This window comes from Streptomyces katrae, assembly GCF_002028425.1.
Taxonomy (GTDB): domain Bacteria; phylum Actinomycetota; class Actinomycetes; order Streptomycetales; family Streptomycetaceae; genus Streptomyces; species Streptomyces katrae_A.
The window spans coordinates 769,177-792,396 of the sequence record NZ_CP020042.1 but is presented as its reverse complement, the minus strand read 5'-3'; the positions used below and the strand labels follow the sequence as shown (position 1 = coordinate 792,396).

Here is a 23,220-nt window from a genome sequence, read left to right as displayed (position 1 = left end):
GGTGACAAGACGCGACTCGCCCGGGCAAGAAGGCTGATCGGGGGCATAAGCCGTCGACTGCCCCTTGCACTTCCCCCACACGAAACAGGAGCCCGCAGCCGATGGAAGAGCATGCCGATGTCCGCGTACCGGTCCTCGTCGTGGGCGGTTCCCTCGTGGGCCTCTCCACCTCGCTGTTCCTGAGCCGCCACGGCATCAGGCACATGGTGGTCGAGAAGCACGCCGGAACCTCCGTCCACCCGCGCGGACGCGGGATCAACGCCCGAACGATGGAGCTGTTCCGGACGGCCGGGGTCGAACCCGCCATCCGCAAGGAGGCCTCCGCCCTGGAGGCCAACCAGGGCATTCTGCAGACCCAGGCGCTGATCGGCGGCGAGCACAAGTGGCTCATCAAGGCCGTCGACCCCACCGGGGCGCTCGCCCGGTTCAGCCCCACCGGCTGGTGCCTGTGCAGCCAGAACAACATCGAGCCGGTCCTGGCCGCGCAGAGCCGCGCCCAGGGCGCCGACGTACGCTTCTCCACCGAGCTGATGAGCTTCGACCAGGACGCCGAGGGCGTCAGCGCCCTGGTGAAGAACCGGGAAACCGGCGAGCACATCACCGTCCGCGCCGACTACCTGATCGCCGCCGACGGGCCGCGCAGCCCCGTCCGCGAGGCCCTGGGCATCCGGCAGGCCGGCAGCGGCGAGCTGTTCCACAACGTCAGCATCGTCTTCCGCTCCGAGCGGCTCGCAGGCCTCCTGGGCGACCTGCGCTTCATCGTCTGCTACCTGATGCGCCCGGGCGCCGACGGCGCGCTCCTGCCGGTGGACAACGAGACCCAGTGGGTCTTCCACGCCCCCTGGCACCCGGAGACCGGCGAGACGCTGGAGGACTTCACCGAGGAGCGCTGCATCGCCCAGATCCGCAATGCCATCGGCGTGCCGGACCTGGACGTGGAGATCGGCGGCAAGGCCCCCTGGCACGCCGCCGAGCGCGTCGCGCAGCAGTACTCCGTCGGCCGGGTCTTCGTCGTCGGCGACGCCGCGCACGAGATGTCCCCGACCGGCGCCTTCGGCTCCAACACCGGCATCCAGGACGCGCACAACCTGGCCTGGAAGATCGCCGCCGTGCTGAACGGCTCCGCCGGACCCGGCCTGCTGCACACCTACGAGGACGAGCGGCTCCCCGTCGCCCGGGCCACCAGCGAACGTGCCTCCGCCCGCTCGGCCGAACACAGCCACCCCGGGTACGTGCCGCCGCCCACCATGGGCGGCGGCCCGGGCAGCGGGGTGCTCACCACCGCCATGGGCTACTGCTACCCCGAGGGCGCCGTCGTCGGCGGCGACCCGGACCGGCCGATCATCCCCGAGACCATGCGCCTCAAGGGCGACGTCGGCACCCGCGCCCCGCACATGTGGCTGACGAGGGCCGGGCAGCGGGTCTCCCTGCTCGACCTGTACGAGACCTCCTTCGTGCTGCTCAGCAGCCCGGGCACGCCCTGGAAGGAGGCCGCCGGCCACGTCGCGCGGGAGCTCGGCGCACGCCTGGACGCCTACACCGTCGGCTCCGCCCCGGACGCCGACCTGGTCCAGCCGGACGGTTCCGACTGGGCGGAGCTCCACGAACTGTCCGCCGACGGAGCGGTCCTCGTCCGCCCGGACGGGTTCGTCGCCTGGCGCGCGGAGGGTGCCTGCGCGGATCCGCGCGGAGAGCTCCTGGACGCGCTGACCCGGGTGCTGCGGCGCGCCTAGGCCGCTCAGCGGCAGGCCCAGCACCCGGCCCAGCAGCCGTGGCCCCCGGGCCGCGGCTGCGGGCGGCGGTGCGCCGTGGCGTGCCCCGGGGCGTGCGCCGGGGAGGCCGGTCGCCGGCCGGTCCGGCCCGCGAGGCAGGCGACCACGACCGTGATCGCGGCCAGTTCCTCGGGGCCTGCGGTGCCCCGGTGGACCCGGAGCAGGCTGGATATCGCGTCTTCGCTTCGCATGGTGACGGCCTCTCAGCAGGAGGTTTCCCCCTCGCCCGACCGGGCCCGCCGGGCCTGTGGGCCCGACGCTGACGACGCTACGGGGCCGAACGTGGGCGTGTCGCGCCGGACGGCGGTTGTCCACAGCCGTCCGGGCGATGCGGCCGGACGGTGGCGGGGCGGCCGTCTGCCGGTGGCCTTCCCGTGGTCTACCGGTGGCCCAGCTTCACCCATCGGGCGGTGCTGGGCACCCCGCGCCCGTCCAGCAGGAAGAGCATGTAGTAGCCGGGCGGGGCGTCGGCCGCGCTGCGCGGGGCGCGCAGGGTCATCGTCTCGCCCCGGACCGCGGTGACCGCGAGCTCCAGGTGCCGCTGGCTGGTGTTCACGGCGTGGGTGACCGTCGTCGGCGCCAGCAGGACGGCCCGGCGGACGGCGGAGGCGGTCCGGCTGCGGACCTCGAAGAGGGCGTCGTGCGCGAGTTCGCCCCCGGGGACCCGGTCCAGGGCCGGGCGGGTGCCGCCCTGGTGGAGGTAGGCGGGCTCGTAGATCTCGATGCTGCCGTCCATCGCGTCGCGGATGTCGGGGTCGTTGGCGATCTGCTGGAGCTCGTCGCCGGTCACCATCACCCGCCCGTCCGGCATCACCAGCGCGTTGGAGTGGTACCCGCGCGGCAGCCGCTGGGCCGGGCCCAGCCGCCAGCGGCCGCGGGCGTCGCGCAGTTCCGTCTGCCGGTACTTGAGGTCGGCCTTCGGGTTGAACGGGCCGTGGCCGTAGTCGCGGGTGCTCAGGGCTCCGTTGACGGTGAGCAGGGTGGCGTCCGGGAGGATCAGGGTGTCGTCCTGGGTGCGGCCGAAGGCCCGGGGCCGCTCGGTGCTCCAGCGTCCGCCCGACAGCTTGTAGGTGTTCGGGTCGTGCGGGTCGCCGCCGAGGACGAGGACCGAGTCCGGGCCGCGCAGGCCCGCCGGGAGAGGTACGGCCGAGCCGTAGCCCCGGAAGTCCGCCGGGCGCCGGGGCAGGGCGGTGCGGTTCTCCGCAACCGGGTCGAAGAGCCACTGCTGGTCGGCGTCGCGGCCCAGCCCGTAGATCATGCCGTCGCGCAGCGAGAACAGGTGCGGGTAGTCGTTGCGGAAGGGCGCGTCCGCCCGGAACCGCTCCACGGCCATGCCCGCCGGGATGTCGTACGTCCGCCACGGCACCGGCAGCCCCTTCGCCGGGAACCGCTCCACCACCGGGGTGGGGGTGCCGGTACCGCGCTCGGACTGGCCCGACATGATGGTCTGGCGGCCGTCGGCGCCGGTGACCACCGACGGGTACCAGCGGCCCACGGACATGTCCCGGTTGCGGAACCAGGTCTCGGTCCACGGGTCGAACACGAAGGACAGCTTCGCCCCGCTGCCGCCCTTGCCGCCCGCGTTGCCGCCGAAGACCGCCAGCATCCCGTTGGGCAGGAAGGCGTGCCCCGCGCAGAAGAACGGCGCCGGGCGCGGGACGTAGGTACCGTCCGGCATCAGCACGGTGGGCGGGCGGACCTCCTTGAAGGCCCGAGCCCCCGTCCCCCTGGCCGGGTCCCACAGGAAGGCGCGGCCCGCGTTGGTCCGGCCGATGCGGTCGGTGGGGCCGGTCTCCTTGGTGGGGTTGACCTCGACCCGTTCGAAGGAGAAGAGCAGCACCTTGCCGGTGGGGAGCTGGGCGACGTGGACGCCGAAGTCGGGGGAGGTGAAGAACTCCGCGAACCGGCCGTCCCGGGCCGCGGAGAAAGCCTTGTTGGCCGTGGCCTGGGACCTGGTCAGCGCGGCGAGGCTCGCGGTGCGGGTGGCCTGCGGGTACTCGGCGGCCCCGGCGGCGGCGCTGCGCCGTTCGGCGTGGGCCCGGGCGTGGTCGGCGCCGATGAAGGCGGCTTCGGCGTCGGTGGTGGCGTCGGCGTGCTCATGGCCCTGGCCGTGGCCCTGGCCGGGCTCGGTTCCGGGCCCGGCCCCGTGGGCCGAGGCGGCCGGCGCGGAGAGGAACGCGCTCGCGGCCAGGGCGGCGGCCAGCGCGGCCGACAGGGCGGCGGAGGCGGCGGCGGACCGGCGGGCTGTTCGGGACATGGGACGCGCTCCTCGGTGTGCGACGCCCGGGACGTGAGGGCGCGGGAGGACCGCCATGCTAGAAGATAAACGGCATATCGCCTCATATGACACGAACCCCCTGCCTCGTACGGGTGCCCCCGCCGGCGCCGTTCGCCCGTATCGGGACATTCGGCCGGACGGGCCCCGGTGCGGCGGGTGCGGGCGGCTTCGGCCACCCGCGCCCCGGCCGCACCAACCGCCGCTGCCCGGCGCCCGCCCGTACCCCGGGCCGGGCCCTCCGCCGCGCGCCGTGATCGCGCCAGCCGCCGGCGGAGCCGGCGCGCGCAACGCGCCGTACGAAACATGCCATGGGCAACTGCGTGCCCTGGACGGGTGGTTATGGCGGGTTGTTGGCTGCTGTCGCGCTTCAGTTCCCAAAGCTCCCCCGGTGAACCGAGCGCACTATCCATCCCTTGCACCTTCGTATGCACCGATATGAGGAGCAGCAGCCATGCGCATGATCCGGTCCTCCCTCGCCCTCGCCGCCGCGGCCCTCGTGCTGGCCGCGGCCGCCACGCCGGCCTCCGCCGCGAGCCCGCAGCCCGCCCCCAAGGCCCCGAAGTTCTGCACCTACGTCGTCGACACCGGCGAGGGCGGCTGCTTCGCCACGAAGGCCCAGGCCGCCGAACTGGGCGCGCAGGCCGAGTACAAGGACCTCGGCAAGATCTGGAGCGACGCCAACTCGGGCGGCAGCGAGTTCACCTTCCGCGGCAGCGTCGGCTGCAACTGGCGCTACCCGGAGTTCAACAACCTCTCCCAGTGGGGGTGGAACGACACGGTGAGCTCGGCCCAGGGCATCACCTGCCCGATCACCCTCTGGGAGCACAACGACTTCCGGGGTGCCCACCAGACCTACTACGGCTACAACGCCTACGTCGGCGACGGCATGAACGACAAGGCCTCCTCGGTCAGCTTCGACCTCCGCTGACCCCCTCCCGCAGGGCCCCTCCCCCAGGCCGGGGAGACCTGCGGGAATACGGAAAACGCCCCGGACGAATTGACGTCCGGGGCGTGCGTCTGCGTATATTCGATGATTCACGCCTAGACTTGAAAGTGGGCGTGAGGAAGCTTTGCAGGGGCATCGTATCGCGCAGGGAGCGAAATTGTCAAACAAGGAATTCCAGAGCGAGCAGCAATTCATCGACATGCTCTACGCGCGCCTCGAAGACCTGCGGGACAAGGCCGAACGCGCCGTCCAGGGCGCCCTCGCCGAGAGCGGCAACGGATTGCAGGCACGGCTGGAACGCGATGTGATGGTCGCCGAGCAGTCCGGACTGCTTTCCGCGCTGAACGCCGCCGAGCACGGCCTTTGTTTCGGCCGCCTCGAGTTCTCCGACGGCCGCGACCACCACATCGGCCGGATCGGAATCAGACGGGACGACACCGAGCGCACCCCCCTCGTCCTCGACTGGCGCGCCGCCGCCGCCCGCCCCTTCTACCTCGCGACCGGCCACGTCCCCATGGGCCTGCGCCGCCGGCGCCACATCACCACGCGGGGCCGGGAGGTCACCGCCCTGCACGACGAGATCCTGGACCTCGCCGACACCGAACGCACCGGCTACGAGGGCGCCGACGCCGACGCCGTGCTCCTCGCCGCGCTCGACGCCGCCCGCACCGGCCGCATGCACGACATCGTGCAGACCATCCAGGCCGAGCAGGACCGCATCATCCGCTCCCCCCACCAGGGCGTCCTGGTCGTCGAAGGCGGCCCCGGCACCGGCAAGACCGCCGTGGCCCTGCACCGCGCCGCCTACCTCCTCTACGCCCAGCGCGAGCTCCTCGGCAAGCGCGGGGTGCTCATCGTCGGCCCCAACCCGGCCTTCCTCGGCTACATCGGCGAGGTCCTGCCCTCCCTCGGCGAGACCGGCGTGCTCCTGGCCGCCCCCGGCGACCTGTTCCCCGGCGTCCACGCCACCGGCACGGACCGTCCCGGCGCCGCCCAGGTCAAGGGCCGCGCCGCCATGGCCGATGTCCTCGCCCGGGCCGTCGCCGACCGGCAGACCCTCCCCGAGGGCGTCCCCGCGGGCAGCGGCGAGGACCACGACCTCGTCCCCGAGCCCGCCCTGGAGATCGACCACGACGACTACGGCACGCTCCTGCTGGACCGCACCATGGCCCACGCCGCCCGCGACCGGGCCCGCGGCACCGGCCTGCCCCACAACCTGGCCCGCCCCTACTTCGCCTTCTCCGTCATCGACGCCCTCACCGAACAGCTCGCCGACCGGCTCGGCGCCGACCCCTACGGCGGCCCCAACCTCCTCGGCCCGGACGACGTCGCCCAGCTCGGCAAGGAGATCGCCACCAGCGCCGGCGTGCACGCCGCCATCGACACCCTCTGGCCCCGCCTGACCCCCCGGCAGCTGGTCTCCGACTTCCTCGCCGACCCCACCCACCTGTCCGAGGAGGACGCCGCCCTGATCCGGTGCCCCGCCGGCGCCGCCGAAGACTGGACCCCCGCCGACGTCCCGCTCCTCGACGAGGCCGCCGAACTCCTCGGCGTCGACGACAGCGCCGAGCGGGCCGCCGCCGAACGCGACCGGTTGGAGCGCATCGCCTACGCCCAGGGCGTCCTCGACCTCTCCCTGGGCTCGGAGTCCTACGAGTTCGAGGACATGGAGAACGAGTACCTCGCCGCCCACGACGTCATCGACGCCGAGCGGATGGCCGAACGGCACGAGGAGGCCGACCACCGCACCACCGCCGAACGCGCCGCCGCCGACCGGACCTGGGCCTTCGGGCACGTCATCGTCGACGAGGCGCAGGAACTGTCCGAGATGGCCTGGCGGCTGCTGATGCGTCGCTGCCCCACCCGCTCCATGACCCTCGTCGGCGACCCCGCGCAGACCGGTGACGAGGCGGGCTGCGGCTCCTGGAAGCGGATCCTCGACCCGTACGTGGGCGACCGCTTCGAGCGCGTCCGGCTCGGCGTCAACTACCGCACCCCGGCCGAGATCATGGAGGTCGCCGCCGCCGTGCTGCGCCACCACCACCCCGGCTTCGAACCGCCCCGCTCGGTGCGCTCCACCGGCGCACGGCCCCGGGTGCGCGAGAGCGCCGACCTCCCCGCGGCCGTCGCCGAGGCCGTGCGCGAGACCGCCCCCGCCGAGGGACGGCTCGCGGTCATCGCCCCGCGCCCCCTGCACCCCCGGCTGGCCGCCGCGCTGCCCGGCGTACGGGCGGGGGAGGAGCCCGACCTCACCCGGCCCGTGGTCCTGCTGGACCCGCGCCAGGCCAAGGGCCTGGAGTTCGACACGGTGATCGTGGCCGAGCCCGCGCAGTTCCCGCCGAGCGACCTCTACGTCGCCCTCACCCGCGCCACCCAGCACCTGGGTGTCGTCCACACCGGCCGGCTCCCGGCCGGGCTCGGGGAGCACGCGGCCTGACCGTCGAGGACCGGCCACTCGCGGGGGCGAGTGGCCGGATTCGCCTGGGCGGAGGGCGAGTTGGCCGTCGTACTGTGGCGAGATGCCTGTATCCGACATCATCCCCCTCAGCCCGGACTTCGACGCCGACCCGCACTCCTTCTTCGCGCGGCTGCGCGAGGCGGGACCGGTGCACCTGGTCAGCGGCCCGAACACGCGCCTGAACGAGCCGTACTGGCTCGTCGTCCGCTACGAGGAGGCCCGCGCCGCGCTGACCCACCCGGGCCTGCTCAAGGACTGGCACGCCACGGACCTGTTCCCGGGGATCGAGCCCACCGCCGCCAACGCGAACATGCTCGAGTCCGACCCGCCCCACCACACCCGGCTGCGCCGCCTGGTCGCCCGGGAGTTCACCGCCCGCCGGGTGGAGGCGATGCGGCCCCGCGTCCAGCAGATCACCGACGGACTGCTGGACGCCATGGCCGCCCGCCCCGAACGGGCCGGCGACCTGATCCGGGACCTGGCCTTCCCGCTGCCCATGACGGTCATCTGCGAACTGCTCGGCGTCCCCGACCTCGACCGCGAGCGCTTCCGCGAGTGGTCCCAGGAGGTCGTCGCCCCCAAGCCCGGCGCCCTGGACAACAGCGCCCACCAGCAGCTCAGCGTCTACCTCGCGGAGCTCGTCAAGGCCAAGGCCGAGTCCCCCGGCGAGGACCTGCTCAGCGCGCTGATCCGCACCCGCGACGAGGACGGCGACTCGCTGTCCCCCGACGAACTGATCGGCATGGCCTTCCTGCTGCTGGTCGCCGGGCACGAGACCACCGTCAACCTCATATCCAACGGCGTACGGGCCCTCCTCGCCCACCCCGACCAGCTGGCCGCCCTGCGCGCCGACTACGACGGACTGCTCGGCGGGGCCATCGAGGAGATGCTCCGCTACGACGGCCCGGTGCAGAACACCACCTACCGCTACACCGGCGAGGACGTGGAGATCGGCGGCGTGGTCATCCCCGCCGGCCAGGCCGTACTGATCTCGCTGGCCGGCGCCGACCGCGACCCCGAACGCTTCCCCGAGCCGGACGTGTTCGACATCCGCCGCCCCGCGGGCGGCCACCTGGCCTTCGGGCACGGCCTGCACTTCTGCATCGGAGCCCCCCTGGCCCGGATGGAGGGCCGCATCGCCGTCCGCGGCCTGCTGGAACGCTTCCCCCACCTGGCAGTGGACCCGGACGGCGGCCCGCTGGAATGGCTCCCCGGCGCTCTGATGCACGGGGTGAGCCGCCTCCCGGTGCGCTGGTAGCCCACCGTCAGGACTCCGCCCCGGCCCGGCCGCCCCGCCCGGCGGGGGCGGACCGCCGGTCACCGGCGGTCACCGGCGCACGGTTTGGACTGCCCCGCCGATCCTCAATACGATCCGGCGATGATCACAAGAAAACGGCTGGCGGCCGGGGCCTGCGGCCTGTTCGTCGCCTTGACCGCGGGGCTCTTCCCGCAGACCGCCGCCGCTGCCGACGGGCCGGCCAAGGAGCCGCCCAAGGTCGAGCTCGTGCTCGACGTCAGCGGCTCCATGCGCGCCAACGACATAGACGGCCAGTCCCGCATGGCCGCGGCCAAGCAGGCCTTCAACGAGGTCCTGGACGCGGTACCCCAAGAAGTCCGCCTGGGCATAAGGACCCTGGGCGCCACCTACCCCGGCGAGGACCGGGCGCTCGGCTGCAAGGACACCAAGCAGCTCTACCCCGTCGGCACGGTCGACCGCACCGAGGCCAAGACCGCCGTCGCCACCCTCGCCCCCACCGGCTGGACGCCCATCGGCCCGGCCCTCCAGGCCGCCGCCCAGGACCTGGACGGCGGCAACGCCACCCGCCGCATCGTGCTCATCACCGACGGCGAGGACACCTGCGCCCCGCTCGACCCCTGCGAGGTGGCCCGTGACATCGCCGCCAAGGGCATCCACCTCGTCGTGGACACCCTCGGCCTCGTCCCCGACGCCAAGACCCGCGCTCAGCTGACCTGCATCGCCGAGGCCACCGGAGGCACCTACACCTCCGTGGCGCACACCGCCGAACTCTCCGGCAGGGTCAGACAGCTCGTCGTCCGGGCCGCAGACCCCGTCGCCACCCCGGTGGCCACCGAGGGCGCCAAGAGCTGCGAGAACGCCCCGGCGCTGAAGGCCGGCCTCTACAGCGACCGCGAGACCTTCGGCGAGCACCGCTGGTACAAGGTCGACGTCCGTCCCGGCCAGGAGCTGCGCGCCTCGGTGAGCATCGGCGCCGACCGGGCCGTCAACAACGACTACGGGGTCCTGCTGCGCGCGACCACCGTGCACGGCCGGGAGATCGTCCGCGGTTCCGAGGCCGGCGACGGCCGCACCGACGTGATCTCCACCGGCCTGCGCTACCCCAAGGCCGAAGCGGACGGCGACGAGGAGGACAAGCCCGAGACCGTCTGCCTCCAGGTCAGCAACTCCTTCTCCGCCGGACCGGCCGTCAAGACCGCCCCCGGCATGCCCGTCGAGCTGACCGTCGACCTGGTCGACGGCCCCGACGAGGGCTCCGACGTCGCCTCCTTCGGCCTCGGCCGCGGCTGGTGGCTGCTCGGCCTGCTGGTCCTCACCGGCCTGCTCGCCGGACTGGTCTGGGGCTGGATCTCGCGCTGGCGCATCTCCGTCTGGAGGACCAACTGATGCGTACCGTACGCACCCTGGCCGCCGCCCTCTTCGCGGGCGCGGCCCTCCTGGCCCCGGCGGCCGCAGCCGTCGCCGCCCCGAGCCTCGCGCCCAGCGCGGGCAAGGCCACCGGCAAGGACGGCTCCGCGCCCACCGAGGCCGGCACCGGCTTCCGTACCGCGGCCCTGTTCCGGCCCGGCCAGAAGGCCACCGCCTCGGCGTCCACCGGCGACTACCTGTACTGGGCGGTGCCCGCCGACACCGGCAACCGGCTCACCGTACGGGCCACGGTGACCCTCCCCGAGTCCGCGTCCCGGCACGGCGCGCAGACCTGGCAGCTCGACCTGTACGACGGCCTGCGCCGCCGCCAGCCCTGCACGTACGGCAACCAGCACGTGGCGGTGGCCAAGGAGGCCGCCACCGCGGAGCTCTCCTGCACCCTGCGCACGGTCCGCTCCGGGGCCGAGCCCTGGTCGAACGACCCGCTGCCGGGCAGCTACTACGTCCGCCTGACGGTCGTCGGCGTGCCCGAGGACGACCACGGCCTGCCCGTGAAGGCACAGGTCGAGGCCGAGGTGAAGGACACCGGCGGGGCGCAGGCGGTGGACGCCGCCCTGGGCGAGCCGCTGGTCCCGGGCATCGGGGGCGCCTCGGAGCAGCAGCGCGAGGCGCGCGCGCCGGAGGGCGGCTGGTCCGGCGGCTGGTGGTCCGACCGCTGGCTGTGGACCGCCGCCGGCGGGGTGCTCGGTGCCCTGGCGGGCATCTACGGCTACACCCTGACCAGGGGTTCGGGCCGTCCGGCCCGGCCGCAGGGCTGAACGTGCGCCGCACCGGTACCGCGTACCGGTGCGGCGCACCCGCGGGGTGCCCCGTGCCGTGCCGGACGATCATCCGGCCACGGAGCGTGGGCTATGTTGGAGGAAGAGTGACGTGAGAAGGAGGCCGCCGGTGTCATCGGGGCAGCAGGCACGCGCGCAGGCGGCCGCGATCACGCCCAGCCAGAGCCCGCCCCAGGAGCGGGAGAAACCGCCGGCGGACCGGCTCCTCGCGCTCTTCGACGGCCGCCGGCTCTCCCCGGGCCAGCGGCGGATCGCCCAGTACCTGATCGACCACCTCACCGAGGCGGCGTTCCTGTCCATCACGGAACTCGCCGAGCGGGTCGGGGTCAGCCAGCCCTCCGTGACCCGGTTCGCCGCCTCCCTGGGCTTCAGCGGCTATCCGGCCCTGCGCGAGGTGCTCCAGCCGATGGCGCTGAGCGCCGTGGCCGGGGGCACCGCCGACACCCGCGAGCAGATCCGCCACAACGAGCTCCAGGCCGCCGTCGACGCCGAGATCGAGAACCTGGAGAACGTCCGGCGCCTGCTCGCCGACACCAACCAGGTGCTCGGCATCGGCCGCGAGCTGGCCCGCTCCGTCCCGCTGACCGTGCTGGGGCTGCGGATCTCCGTCTCCCTCGCCGAGTACTTCGCCTACGCGGCCCGCCGCATCCACCCCGACGTGCGCCTGGTGACCCGCGGCGGCAGCGTGGCCTACGACGCCCTGCTCCAGTCACGGGCGGCGGGCGGCAGCTGGGTGCTGGCCTTCGCCATGCCCCGGCACGCCAACGAGACCCTGGCCGCGCTGCGGGCGGCCCGCAGCACCGGGCTGAGCGTGGTCCTGATCACGGACCCCACGGTGGGCCCGCTGGTCGAGGAGGCCGACGTGGTGCTGACGGCCGGCACCGGCTCACGGCTGGTCTTCGACTCCTACGCGGCCCCGGGGATGCTCTCCGCGGCCCTGCTCCAGGCCATGGCGGACGCCGACCCCGAAAGGACCCAGGCCCGGCTCGAACAGTACGAGCAGGCCGCCGACCAGCACGGTTTCTTCCTGTAGGGGTGATTTTTCACCCGGTGTGAAGCGGAGATATTCACTGCTCGGGCATGCATGAAATTTTTCATACTCTTGCTTACTCGACGGTATATATGTTTACTGACGCAGGCGCTCCGGATCCCTCAGACGCCAAGGCGGACGTTCCCCGCGCCCGCCTCGAACGGACACCCACTACGCCGGACCTCCTCACGGCGGGACCGGGTGTCGGGTCAGGGCATACGGATCCCCGGAGGAGCGCCCCTGGCGGCCTCGGTCAACCCCTGGGCCGAGGCCGCCCCCCTCAGCAGTCTCTCGATCAGAGTTCCACACCCCTCGGAAGTGACGAGATGCCCCAGACGGCCACCCTCACGCGCAGCCCGGACTGGCCCCTCCAGGTCAAGGCCCCCGGCACGCACGACTGGGAACGCAGCGCCACGCGCTGGCTGCGGGACCTCCTCCCGGCCCGCTACGGCAGCTACCTGACGCTGACCCGTCACCACGCCCTGCTCGCCCGGCACGTACAGCTCCAGCTCCAGCACGAGATGCGCGCGGTCCGCGTGGCCCTGCACACCAGCCGGGCCGAACTGCCGGCCATGGGTATCGCCGAGTCGGTCATCGAGAACACCATCCGGATGTACGCCATCGAGCTCGAACAGCTCGGCCGGCTCTCCCGGGGCGCGCGCCTGGTCTCCGAGGCGCTGCTGCTCGCGGCGGGCACCCCGGGCCAGCGCAGGCGCTGACCCGGGGCCCGCGGGGCGTCAGTTCTGGCAGGTGCCGCGCGCGTAGTCGTACGTCGCGGTCGCCTGCGAGTACTTCCACTGCGGCGCCAGCAGCGAGTCCGCCACCTGGCGCGCGGCCGACGGGCTCTCGACGACGTAGCCGAAGTCCTGGAGCCAGGACGGGTACAGGTTCTTCGAACCGACGTAGAAGGCCGCGTCGTCCACCGAGACCAGCTTGTGGTGCTGGGCGTACGGGTTGCCGTCCGCCCACGTCGGCTTGTCCGAGGCGCGGAAGGTCGCCAGCTGGAGGTTCTGGCACATCGCGGCCCTGGACCTGCCCTCGTCGCCGGTCAGCGCGGTCAGCCGGCCGCGCAGCGCGTCGCTCACCTCGTTGAGGGACTTGATCTGCGAGTAGCCGCCGCTGCCGACCGCACCGCGGTTGGCCGGGTCGCTGACGACGATGCGCACCTTGACCCCGGCGGCCAGCTTCGCGGCCAGGGTGTCGTAGAGGCGGACGTCGTAGCGGGGCAGCGGCGGGCAGGTCGCGTGCAGGTCCTGCTGGGAGATCTCGACATGGCTGGTCGCGCTCGCGACCAGCGCGCGCAGGGCGCTCTCCTCCGGGTTGACCGTGTCGTAGTCCCGGTCGGCGTTGGTGTAGTCGTGCACCCCGATGCCGCACTTCGTGTCGGACGCAGCCGGCAGGACGGGGCTGAACGCCGAGGCCGGGTCGCTCTGGCGGATGCCCACGCCCAGGCCGCCGACCGCGAGGGCCGGGACGTCGCCGCCGCCGGCCGGGGCGGCGGGCCGGGGGAGGGTGGGCATGCAGCCCGCGTCGTTCGAGGACGCGAACCAGACCGTGGACCAGCTGCTCTTGTTGCGGCAGGTCCAGTCCCACAGCGTGTCGAGGTAGCGGCCGGCGGAGCCCGCCGCGGGGCCCGACAGCGCCAGGTCGACGTCGTTCACCGGGTGCGCGGTGTCGAGGTAGTCGTCCTTCCAGCTGTTGATGCCGCCGGTGATCACCGTGCCGCCGTCGACCACGACGAGCTTGGAGTGGTTCCAGGAGAACCCGGTCTTGGACGTCGTCATCGACGCCACGTTGAGGGTGACGCCCGCGGCCGCCGGACCCAGCTTGCCGATCAGCTCGTCACGGTAGGAGGACGGGATCACGTTGGCGTGGTAGACGGGCGCCGCGCCGACCAGGATCCGCACCTGGAGGCGGTTGCCCTGCCGCACCGATTCCTTCAGGCCCGCCACGATCGCGTCCTGGAAGGCCCCGTTGGGGAACGGCGCCAGCGTGGATATGTCCACGCTCTGCTTCGCCCTGCCGATGTCCTCGCGCATCTTCTCGAGCAGCCGGCGCGAGCCCGGGCGGTCGGCGCAGGAGGGGTCGCCCCAGCAGCCGGGCGTCTGGAGCAGCCAGTCGGAGCCGCCGGGCGCGGAGGCGCCGAGGCGGTTGCCCGAGGTGCGCTCCCAGACCGAGCCCTCGAGGCCGGGCGAGGACTGGCGCACGGCCTGCTCGACCGAGTCCAGGTGCGGGGTGGGGGAGTCGGCGAAGGCCGGGGTGGCGGTGAGCAGGGCGAAGGGGAGCGCGAGCGAGAGGGCCGTCGTGCGGACGGTGCGTGCCAATGTGGTTCCTAGGTAAGGGGGGTGGCTCGGACCGGAAGGCACGGCACCGGGAGGGAGCCGCGCTCCGGCCTTGATCAACTCGCGCAAGTTACCAGCCCGTAAGGTCCTGTTCATCCACCCTGGTCTGCTTCCGGCCACACCCTCCCGGCTGCCGAGGACGCCGATCGGGAAGGCGCGGGGCGCCCGGCGGGACCCGTGTGTCCGGATCCCGCCGGTGGAGTCGGCTTCGTCAGGCGCGCCGCAGCCGTGAGTCGAGCAGGGCGCCGACCAGTTCGACCTGGCCGGGCGCGGTCATCAGCCTCTTGGGCAGGACGAAGAAGCAGGTCTTCCGGCCGGTCCTGCCCACGAGGGCGTAGATGTCGGGCGTCTCGTGGAACCGCTGCAGCTGGTCCCAGGACATGCGCGCCTGCTCGCCCTCGGCGCAGAAGACGGTGATGCCGTCGTCGTCCACGGCGCACTCCCTCTCCCCATGGGCCTGGGCGGACTTGAACGCACGGGAGACGATCCGGCGGGGCATCAGCAGGCAGAACACCGTGCCGTACACGGCCGCCGCGGCCACGTAGACGAAGCGGACCGATGCGCCGTCGGCGGTGATCCGCACGCCCAGCAGCGCGATGGCGAGCGCCGCGACGGCAGCGATCAACCGCGTCCGGCGCAGCACCCCCGCCGCCTTGAGCGCCGCGCGCAGCTCGTTCTTCTCCACCCGTCCCCTGTACCGCAGGACTTCGCCGCACGCGGACCGGGCGTCCGGGCGCAGGTCTATGCCGTTGTCGTTCACAAGGGCGGAGCATAGCGTTCCGCTCCCTCCCGCCGGATACGGGTCCGGCGGGAGGGAACGGGGCGTCAGGAGAGCCGGGTCACTCGGGTGCCGAACGAGGGCTCCGCGAGCTCCGTGCCCACCGCGACCGGGACCGTCTTCGCGCCCGGACCGTCTCCCACGGTCAGCACACCCACCTCGGTGCCCGCCGCGGCCTCGTGCGGAACGGGCTTCCCGCCGGCCGTGCCGAGCGTGAGCCGCAGCCGCTGGCCCGGTACCCCGATCACCGAGAGGTCCTTCGTCGCGACGAGCGGGGTCCGGCCCCCGAGCCCGTCGGAGACGTGGCCGACCGTCTGCCCCTTGTGGATCACGGGAGTGGCGGCGAGGGCCTTGCGGACGGCCTCGATGACCTTGCGGCTGTTCTCCAGCACCAGGGCGAGGCTCTTGCCGGCATAGGGGTCCGGAGGGGGTGCGTGCTGGTCCATCAGCGCGCCGATGACCAGCGGGGTCTCGCCACCGACCGCCTTGTCCGCGGCCCATACCAGCGTGCCGCCCGCGGCCGTGCTGGAACCGGTCTTGATGCCCTTGTTGCCCAGCCCCTTGACCCACAGCAGATCATTGCTGTTGTGGAGCGGCTCGGCCACCCCATCGATCTTTTCGTCGGTCACCGTCACGATCGCGCGGAAGACCTCGTCCTGCATCGCGGCCTCGGCGAGCTTGAGCTGGTCGACGGCGGTGCTGACCGTGCCGGAGTTCAGGCCGCTGGGGTCCGTGTACGTGGTGTCCCGCATCCCCAGTTCCCTGGCGGCCGCGTTCATCTTCGCGACGAAGGCCGCCTCGCCGCCGCTGCCGCCGTCCCAGCGGGCGAGCAGGCGGGCGATGTTGTTGGCGGACGGGACCATCACCATCTTGAGCAGTTCCCGCTGGCTGAACTTCTGGCCGGCCGTGAGGTGTTTGATCCGCGACTCGTCGTCGGAATTGCTCTCGGCGGCCGCCTGCGCGTCGATCTCGATCTGGGGACCGGCTTCGTCCTTGCGGAGCGGGTGGTCCCGGAGGATGACGTACGCCGTCATCACCTTCGCCACGCTGGCCGTCGGCACCGGCTTCTGCTCGCCGAAGGCCGCGATGTCACCGGATCCCGAGAGGCGGACGGCCCCCTGACCCTGGGCCGGCCAGGGGATGGACAGCGTGCCGTCCAGGGTGACCGAGTTCTGGGCTCCCACGAGCTGCGGGGCCGGCAGCGGGCGCAGCATCTGGCCCCCCGCGACGGCGGCCCCGAGCAGCAGCACGATCGGGGTCCACACCTTGACGCGGCGCGTGAGGGTACGGGCCGGGGTCTCCGGCGGGGGAGGGGTGTTGGTGAGCTCGGCGAGCAGGTCGAGGGCCGGGCGGGGGGTCTCCCGGGTGGGTTCGAGGACGGGGCGGGGGGCCTGCCGGGTGGGTTCCAGGGCCGGGCGGGGGGCCTGCCGGGTGGGTTCGGGTACGGGGCGGGGGGCTTCCCGGGTCGGTTCCGGGGCCGGGGGCGACGGCTGGGCCGCGGGGGCGGGCGCGGGCTTCGGCCCGGCGGCGTCGCGGTCCTCGGGCCCGGGCCCGCGGGGGCGGTGCGGGGCCCGCTCCTCGGGGTGTTGCGCCCCTCCTCCGGCCCGTCGTCGCCCTTCGCCCAGGAGGGGCGGCGGGCGGGTGCGGTGCCGTCCGGGTCCTCCGTGGCCGATGCGGCTCCACCGTCGCGCCCCGAAGGGCGCGGGTCCTCCTCGTCCGGCTGGTCGCCCCGCTCCGCCCATGTGGGACGGCGCACGGGTGCCGCGCCGCCCGCCTTGGCCGGGCCGGCGCCGGTGGTGGCCGCCGCGGACTCGTCGTCCGCCTGCGGGTCGGTACCGTCGGTCCGCGTGCCGCGGGCTCCGGCTGCCGATCCCTGCTGCTCGTGCTCGTCCGGGCCCTCTCCGTCCGTGGCACCGGCCCGGGTGGCAGGGGCGCCCTCCGGCGCTTCCGGGCCGGGGGTGTCGGCGCGTGGGCCGGAGGCGTCCCGCTCCGCCGGGGTGGTGTCCGTGGCTCCGGGCCCGGCTGCCGCCCCCCGGCCAGGTGCGTCGCCCGGCGCGGCACGGGGATCCTCCGCCGGGGCGTTCCCGGCTGCGGGCTCGGCCTCGGTTCCCCGGTCAGTGATCTCGTCCTCGGCCGGACGGGAGTCCTCCTCCGCGGGGGTTTGCTTCTGCTCCCGCGCGTCCACGGATCCGGTCGGGCGGGAGGAATCCCCTTCGGCGGAGCCGCTGCGGGGCTCTGCCACCGCCGGGGCGCCGGCACCTGCGACGGTGTGGGTGTCCCGGGGCTTCCGCGGGTCCGGGGTCTTCGGCGCTGCGGAGTCCGTGTCCCGGGCCGTGGCCGAGGGTTCCGTGACACCGGCCGGGTCGCCCTCGACAGCGCCACCCGGCGCCGTCTTCGCGCCTGCGGGCTTCCGCCCGGCCGGGGCATCGGCGTCGGCCGGCTCCTGCCCGCCCGCGGCAAGGGCGTCAGCGGCCCCCTGCTGCGTGCCCTCCTGCGCGGCGGAGTCCTCGTCCTGAGGTGCGGTCGGCTCGACGGGGTCGGCCTTCCCGCCGTCGGCGCCGCCGGCCGGCGTCTGCGCCGGCGCGGGCTTCCGCCGGGCCGGGGCGTCGGTGTCGGTTTGCCCGTCCTGTGCGGCGGAGTCCTCGCTCCGGGGTGTGGTCGGCCCGCCGTCGGCGCTGCCACCCGGGGCCGTCTGCGCTCGCGCAGGCCCCCGCCCGGCGTCCGGCTCGTCGGCGTCGTCCTGGTTCCGTGCCGTCCTGGCGGGGGTGTCGGTGGCCCCGGGCTCCGTGGCCTCCGGTGCTGCGGAGTCCGCGTCCCGGGGCGGTGTGGCAGCGGTCGGCGTGCCCTCCGGCGCGGGGGCGGTATCCGGTTCCGGCTCCGCTCCGCCCTGTTCCCGCCCGGCCCGGGCACGGGCGTCCGCGTCGGCCCCTTCCCGTCCGGTCAGGACAAGGGTTCCGTCGCCGCCCGTCACCGTTTCCGCCTTCATCCACGCCACCTTGCTGTTCACACCCGGCCGCGCCGGTCTCGCCGTCATGTCGGCACGGCCGTCTCCGGCCCGCTGATCACCTAGATGTTCGACCCGGCATCCGCGTTCCGCGCCCGGCGGGCTGTGACCGTTCGGTCATACTCGGCCGCCCGACAGCCCCGGTCGCGCCGGCCGCCACCCCCTCACGGCCCGTCGGCAGCCGGTCCCTCGACAGGTGGTCGAACGCGAACGGCCCGTCGAACCCCGCCCCGAACCCCGCCCCGGCACGGGCACCTTCGGCCGGCGTTCGCACTCCCACCCCCGGGCGGCGGCGCATTCGGCCCCTGCGCGCCGCGCTTGCCGACCGGCCCGGCCCAGCGCCCTCGGGGCCGGCCCGGAGCGCGCGGACATCACGGCGGGCTCATCGAGGCCGCCGCGGACCCGCCCCGAGCGCCGTCCGGCTCCGGCCGGCGTTCCCGGGGAGGCAGGCGCTGCGGGCCTGTGGCATCGAGCCGCCCCCGGGCCGCGCCACCGCACACGTCGGCCCAACGGCGCCGGCAGGCAATCCTGTTGATCCTGACCGGGGCCGCCCTGCCGACGGTCTGCCTGCCCTGCCTTCCCCTGGCCGGGACCGGGGTAAACGCCGTTTCCCGGCCAGGCCTTTGGCCCCTCCCCGCTGCTCGAAACTGCGCGGTCACGCACCACTTCGAGCAAGTTCCTTCACCAACTCCGCCGGGGTCGCTATCTTTCCGGGTGCATGCCAAAGCGGTAGTCCGCCATCCGGACCGCACGAGGAGCTGCCCCATGAGTCAGACCCCTCCGCCGAGCACGACGAGACCGACCACGAGGCAAGGCCACCCCCGCACCCGGCACGACCACCCCCCGCACCTCCGCACCCGGGCCCGCAGCCGGCTCGCGGCCCTGCTCGCCGGCGCCCTGGCCGTCGCGGGCCTCGCGGCCGCCGGCCCGGCCACCGCCCGCGCGGCGGCCGCCCCCGCCGCCCCGTCCTCCACCGCCGGCTCGGTCACCGCCCTGTCCCAGTCGGGCGGCACCTTCACCGTGAGCACCACCAGCGGAGCCAAGGCCCGGGTGTCCATCGCCCGTGCCGACATCTTCCGGCTCTGGCTGTCCCCGGACGGCTCCTTCACCGACGACCCGGCCGGTTCCGACCTCGCCCCCACCACCGACTTCGGCCCGGTGGCCGCGAGTTACACCGACGCGGGCACCTACTACCGGATCACCACCGGCTCCCTGTCCATCCACGTCGGCAAGTCGCCGCTGATGTTCTCCGTCTACCGCGCCGACGACTCCACCCCCGTCTGGCAGGAGACCCAGCCCACCAAATGGGGCGGCGGCAAGACCGTCCAGACCCTCGCCCGCGGCGCCGACGAGCAGTTCTACGGCACCGGCCTGCGCCTCGGCGAATGGGCGCTGCGCGACAAGACCGTTCCCGTGGCCGTCGACAACAACTGGCGCGAGAACGACAACGCCAGCCCGGCCCCCTTCTACATGTCCACCAACGACTACGGCGTCATGCGCAACACCTGGGCCCCCGGCTCGTACGCCTTCAACTCGCCCACCACCCTCACCCATGACGAGAACCGGTTCGACGCCTGGTACTTCACCGGCGACTCCCTCAAATCCGTCCTCGACGCCTACACCGACGTCAGCGGCAAACCCTTCATGGCGCCGATGTGGGGCTTCGAACTCGGCAACGCCGACTGCTTCAACGCCTCCAACCCCGCCTACCAGGGCGACCACGGCAGGCTCCGCCACCAGACCACCCCCGACGTGGTCGGCTACGCCGCCGACGCCCGCGCCGCCGACATGCCCTCGGGCTGGTTCCTGCCCAACGACGGCTACGGCTGCGGCTACACCGCGCCCCTGAAGTCCACGGTCGACGCCCTGAAGGCCAAGGGCTTCCAGACCGGCCTGTGGACCTCCACCGGCCTCGGCTCCATCGCCGACGAGGTGGGCACGGCCGGCTCTCGCGGCGTCAAGACCGACGTGGCCTGGATCGGCGGCGGCTACAAGACCGCCTTCCAGGGCGTCCAGCAGGCCGTCGACGGCATCGAGAAGAACTCCGACGCCCGCCGCTACGTCTGGACCGTCGACGGCTGGGCCGGCACCCAGCGCAACGCCGTCGTCTGGACCGGGGACACGAACGGCACCTGGGACGACATGCGCTGGCACGTCCCCGCCATCGCCGGAGCCGGCCTGTCCGGCATCAACTACGCCTCCGGCGACGTCGACGGCATCTTCGGAGGCAGCCCCAAGACGTACGTCCGCGACCTCCAGTGGAAGGCCTTCACCCCCGCCTTCATGACCATGTCCGGCTGGGGCGCGACCAACCCGTCCGCCGGCTACCAGGACAAGCAGCCCTGGCGCTTCGCCGAGCCGTACCTCTCCGTCAACCGCAAGTACCTCCAGCTCAAGATGCGGCTGATGCCCTACCTGTACACGATGAGCCGCGTCGCCCACGACACCGGAGTCCCGAGCACCCGTGCCATGGTCCTGGAGTACCCCGACGACCCGGTGGCCCGCGGCAACCTCACCAGCGGCCAGTTCATGGCCGGGGACTCCTTCCTCGTCGCCCCCGTCGTCTCCGACACCTCCGTCCGCGACGGCATCTACCTGCCCGCCGGAACCTGGACGGACTACTGGACGGGCAGGACGTACGCCGGACCCGGCTGGCTGAACGGCTACCAGGCCCCCCTCGACACCCTGCCCCTCTTCGTCAAGGGCGGTGCCGTCGTCCCGATGTGGCCGCAGATGAACTACAGCGGCGAAAAACCCCTCTCCACCCTCACCTACGACATCCACCCCCGCGGCACGTCCTCCTTCAGCCTGTACGAGGACGACGGCCGCACCCGCGCCTACGCCTCGGGCGCCTACGCCCGCCAGCGCGTCGACGTCACCGCCCCGGCGAGCGGCTCCGGCACGGTCAGCGTCTCCGTCGGCGCCCCCACCGGCAGCTACGCCGGACAGCCCGCCGGCCGCGGCTACGAGCTGACCCTCCACGTGGCCACCGCGCCCACCGCCCTCACCCTGGACGGCACGGCCCTCACCCGTCTGGCGAGCAAGGCCGCCTACGACTCGGCCACCACCGGCTGGTTCTTCGACCCGGCCGACCGGGGCGGCGTCCTCTGGGTCAAGACCGGGACCAGGACGGCCGCCTTCACGGTCACCGCCACCGGCACCACCCTCCCCGCCGCCGACCCGATCCCGACCACCTCGTCCCCCATCTCCCAGTCCGCCTGGACCCTGCTCTCCGCCGACAGCCAGGAGACGGCCGCGGAGAACGGGGCCGCCGTCAACGCCTTCGACGGCAACCCCGCCACCCTCTGGCACACCGCCTGGTCCTCCAACAAGCCGGCCCCCCTGCCGCACGAGATCCGCATCGACCTCGGCGCCCGCTACACCGTCGACGGCCTCGGCTACCTGCCGCGCCAGGACGGCGGCGTCAACGGCCGGATCGGCGGCTACGAGGTCTACGTCTCCGACACCACCACCGACTGGGGCACCCCGGCCGCCACCGGCACCTTCGCCGACACCGCGACCGCGAAATCCGTCACCCTGGCCCCCCGCACGGGCCGCTACCTGCGCCTGCGCGCCCTGACCGAAGCCGGGGGCAGGGGCCCGTGGACCAGCGCCGCGGAAATCACCCTCACCGGCCGCCCCACCCCCCTCCCCGCCGACGCCACCCTCGTCAACGCGGCCACCGCGACCTGCCTCGACCTCCCCCACAGCGCCACCACCCCGGGCACCGTGCCGACCCTCTACTCCTGCCACGGCGGCCCCAACCAGCGCTGGACCCTCCAGAGCGACGGCCGCCTCACCGGCCTCAACGGCGTCTGCCTCGACGCCGCCGACCCGGCCCGCATCACCGTCCAGCCCTGCGCGGGCACCCCCGCCCAGACCTGGCAACCCGGCCCGGACGGCAGCCTGCGCACCACCGGCCAGTGCCTGACCGCCAACGGCTCCGCCCTCACCCGCGCCCCCTGCAAGGCCACCCCGTCCCAACGCTGGACCTTCACCCCCTGACGCCACCCCGCGTCCCCGACGCAGCCCGCGCACCCGCGGCCACCGGGCCCCGTCCCCTCCCGCCCAGCCACGCCGATGCGCGCGGCGACAGGGCGGGGACGTGGCGGGGCGGCGTCCGGGGCGAAAGGAGATGCCCCCCTGGTGCTGAGCCCGCCGCGCGGGAGATCATCCCCGGATGACCACAGAAACGATCACCGCAGCCGCCTCGGGCACCTGGACACTGGGGGACATGACGGTCAACCGGATCGGCTTCGGGGCGATGCGCGTGCCCCAGGACGGGCCCGCCCTCCAGGCCGGTTCCCTGTCCAGCGACCGCGCCCGGGCCATCGCCGTGCTGCGCCGCGCCGTCGAGCTCGGCGTGAACCACATCGACACCGCCGCCTTCTACTTCTCCCCGCTCCGCTCCGCCAACGAGCTGATCAGGAGCGCCCTCGGCGGCCCCTACCCGGACGACCTGGTCATCGCCACCAAGGTCGGCCCCCACCGCGCACCCTCGGGGGAGTGGAGCGAACACGCCCGCACCCCGCGGGAGCTGCGCGGCCAGGTCGAGGAGAACCTCCGCCAGCTCGGCCGCGACCACCTCGACCTGGTCAACCTGCGCGTGAACGGCACCGACTCCGTCAGCGACCGCTTCGGCGCCCTCGCCGAGCTCCGCGAGGCCGGCCTCATCCGCCACCTCGGCGTCTCCAACGTCACCCCCGAGCAGCTCGCCGAGGCCAGGGCGGTCGCCCCGGTCGTCTGCGTGCAGAACATGTACGGCATCGGCGTCCGCCCGGAGCAGGACCGGTTCGTCCGCTTCTGCGGCGAGCAGGGCATCGCCTTCGTGCCCTTCTTCTCGATCGCCGCTTCCGGGGCCGAAGGCGGCGCCGGCAGCGCCGAGAGCGAGCAGCTGCTGGCCGTCGCCCGGGCCCACGGGGCGAGCACCGCACAGGTCCGCCTCGCCTGGACCCTGCACCGGGGGCCCCACATGCTGGCCATCCCCGGCACCGGCAACCCCGCCCACCTCGAGGCCAACGTGGCCGCCGGCGCCCTGCGCCTGACCGAGGAGGACCTGGCCCGCCTGGACACCCTCCACCACACCGGGGCCTAGACCCCGGGAGCCGGGGCGGGCGGGGGCGCCCGTCCTCCCCGGCCGCGTCCGG

At 73.7% G+C, this 23,220-nt stretch carries 15 protein-coding genes; 10 read left to right on the top strand and 5 right to left on the bottom strand.

Going from position 1 to position 23,220, the window contains the following annotated elements:
• Window positions 1–101: 101 nt before the first annotated feature.
• Complete coding sequence (locus B4U46_RS03705; RefSeq protein WP_079424041.1) at window positions 102–1,733, top strand: FAD-dependent oxidoreductase; 1,632 nt, start codon at window positions 102–104, stop codon at window positions 1,731–1,733.
• 5 nt (window positions 1,734–1,738) lie between these two features.
• Here B4U46_RS03705 and B4U46_RS03700 read toward each other — a convergent pair whose 3' ends face one another.
• Together B4U46_RS03700 and B4U46_RS03695 are read right to left on the bottom strand one after the other, a co-directional pair.
• On the bottom strand, window positions 1,739–1,963 hold the full coding sequence (locus tag B4U46_RS03700) for an acyl-CoA carboxylase subunit epsilon (RefSeq protein ID WP_079424039.1): 225 nt from the start codon (window positions 1,961–1,963) through the stop codon (window positions 1,739–1,741).
• Between the two features lie 188 nt (window positions 1,964–2,151).
• Window positions 2,152–4,029 carry a galactose oxidase early set domain-containing protein gene (locus B4U46_RS03695; protein ID WP_079424037.1) on the bottom strand — a complete coding sequence of 626 codons (1,878 nt, stop codon included), beginning with the start codon at window positions 4,027–4,029 and terminating at the stop codon, window positions 2,152–2,154.
• A gap of 472 nt (window positions 4,030–4,501) precedes the next feature.
• Between B4U46_RS03695 and B4U46_RS03690 the strand changes: the two genes are divergently transcribed.
• The 7 genes from B4U46_RS03690 (at window position 4,502) to B4U46_RS03660 (ending at window position 12,668) form a co-directional block, all read left to right on the top strand.
• Window positions 4,502–4,978 (top strand): hypothetical protein, encoded by a 477-nt coding sequence (locus B4U46_RS03690; RefSeq protein ID WP_079424035.1) that lies wholly within the window; start codon window positions 4,502–4,504, stop codon window positions 4,976–4,978.
• Window positions 4,979–5,153: 175 nt separating this feature from the next.
• Entirely contained in the window at window positions 5,154–7,433 is a 2,280-nt protein-coding gene (locus B4U46_RS03685; RefSeq protein ID WP_398908831.1) for a HelD family protein, read from the top strand.
• Between the two features lie 82 nt (window positions 7,434–7,515).
• Window positions 7,516–8,712, top strand: a complete 1,197-nt coding sequence (locus B4U46_RS03680) for a cytochrome P450 family protein (RefSeq protein WP_079424031.1) — start codon at window positions 7,516–7,518, stop codon at window positions 8,710–8,712.
• Window positions 8,713–8,832: 120 nt separating this feature from the next.
• Window positions 8,833–10,098, top strand: a complete 1,266-nt coding sequence (locus tag B4U46_RS03675) for a VWA domain-containing protein (protein ID WP_079424029.1) — start codon at window positions 8,833–8,835, stop codon at window positions 10,096–10,098.
• Entirely contained in the window at window positions 10,098–10,898 is an 801-nt protein-coding gene (locus B4U46_RS03670; protein WP_185117340.1) for a hypothetical protein, read from the top strand. Before B4U46_RS03675 ends, B4U46_RS03670 begins: the two co-directional genes overlap by 1 nt.
• 130 nt (window positions 10,899–11,028) lie before the next feature.
• Window positions 11,029–11,952, top strand: coding sequence for a MurR/RpiR family transcriptional regulator (locus B4U46_RS03665; RefSeq protein WP_079424028.1), 924 nt, complete (start codon window positions 11,029–11,031; stop codon window positions 11,950–11,952).
• Between the two features lie 323 nt (window positions 11,953–12,275).
• On the top strand, window positions 12,276–12,668 hold the full coding sequence (locus B4U46_RS03660) for a hypothetical protein (RefSeq protein WP_079424026.1): 393 nt from the start codon (window positions 12,276–12,278) through the stop codon (window positions 12,666–12,668).
• Window positions 12,669–12,686: 18 nt separating this feature from the next.
• Here the strand turns inward: B4U46_RS03660 and B4U46_RS03655 are convergent, their stop codons facing one another.
• The 3 genes from B4U46_RS03655 to B4U46_RS03645 form a co-directional block, all read right to left on the bottom strand.
• Entirely contained in the window at window positions 12,687–14,273 is a 1,587-nt protein-coding gene (locus B4U46_RS03655; protein ID WP_079424024.1) for a phospholipase, read from the bottom strand.
• A gap of 229 nt (window positions 14,274–14,502) precedes the next feature.
• Window positions 14,503–15,051 carry a YcxB family protein gene (locus tag B4U46_RS03650; protein ID WP_079424022.1) on the bottom strand — a complete coding sequence of 183 codons (549 nt, stop codon included), beginning with the start codon at window positions 15,049–15,051 and terminating at the stop codon, window positions 14,503–14,505.
• A gap of 65 nt (window positions 15,052–15,116) precedes the next feature.
• Window positions 15,117–16,811, bottom strand: a complete 1,695-nt coding sequence (locus B4U46_RS03645; RefSeq protein ID WP_167747568.1) for a serine hydrolase — start codon at window positions 16,809–16,811, stop codon at window positions 15,117–15,119.
• A gap of 2,027 nt (window positions 16,812–18,838) precedes the next feature.
• On the opposite strand from B4U46_RS03645, the gene B4U46_RS03640 reads away from it, so the two are divergent.
• Entirely contained in the window at window positions 18,839–22,078 is a 3,240-nt protein-coding gene (locus B4U46_RS03640; RefSeq protein WP_079424020.1) for a TIM-barrel domain-containing protein, read from the top strand.
• Window positions 22,079–22,253: 175 nt separating this feature from the next.
• Window positions 22,254–23,168, top strand: a complete 915-nt coding sequence (locus tag B4U46_RS03635) for an oxidoreductase (protein ID WP_079424018.1) — start codon at window positions 22,254–22,256, stop codon at window positions 23,166–23,168.
• Window positions 23,169–23,220: the final 52 nt, after the last annotated feature.

Coding starts and splice junctions, on each gene's coding strand:
- B4U46_RS03705 (WP_079424041.1), top strand. CDS start 102: ATGGAAGAGCATGCCGATGTCCGCGTACCGGTCCTCGTCGTGGGCGGT.
- B4U46_RS03700 (WP_079424039.1), bottom strand. CDS start 1,963: ATGCGAAGCGAAGACGCGATATCCAGCCTGCTCCGGGTCCACCGGGGC.
- B4U46_RS03695 (WP_079424037.1), bottom strand. CDS start 4,029: ATGTCCCGAACAGCCCGCCGGTCCGCCGCCGCCTCCGCCGCCCTGTCG.
- B4U46_RS03690 (WP_079424035.1), top strand. CDS start 4,502: ATGCGCATGATCCGGTCCTCCCTCGCCCTCGCCGCCGCGGCCCTCGTG.
- B4U46_RS03680 (WP_079424031.1), top strand. CDS start 7,516: ATGCCTGTATCCGACATCATCCCCCTCAGCCCGGACTTCGACGCCGAC.
- B4U46_RS03675 (WP_079424029.1), top strand. CDS start 8,833: ATGATCACAAGAAAACGGCTGGCGGCCGGGGCCTGCGGCCTGTTCGTC.
- B4U46_RS03670 (WP_185117340.1), top strand. CDS start 10,098: ATGCGTACCGTACGCACCCTGGCCGCCGCCCTCTTCGCGGGCGCGGCC.
- B4U46_RS03660 (WP_079424026.1), top strand. CDS start 12,276: ATGCCCCAGACGGCCACCCTCACGCGCAGCCCGGACTGGCCCCTCCAG.
- B4U46_RS03645 (WP_167747568.1), bottom strand. CDS start 16,811: ATGGGCGGAGCGGGGCGACCAGCCGGACGAGGAGGACCCGCGCCCTTC.
- B4U46_RS03640 (WP_079424020.1), top strand. CDS start 18,839: ATGAGTCAGACCCCTCCGCCGAGCACGACGAGACCGACCACGAGGCAA.
- B4U46_RS03635 (WP_079424018.1), top strand. CDS start 22,254: ATGACCACAGAAACGATCACCGCAGCCGCCTCGGGCACCTGGACACTG.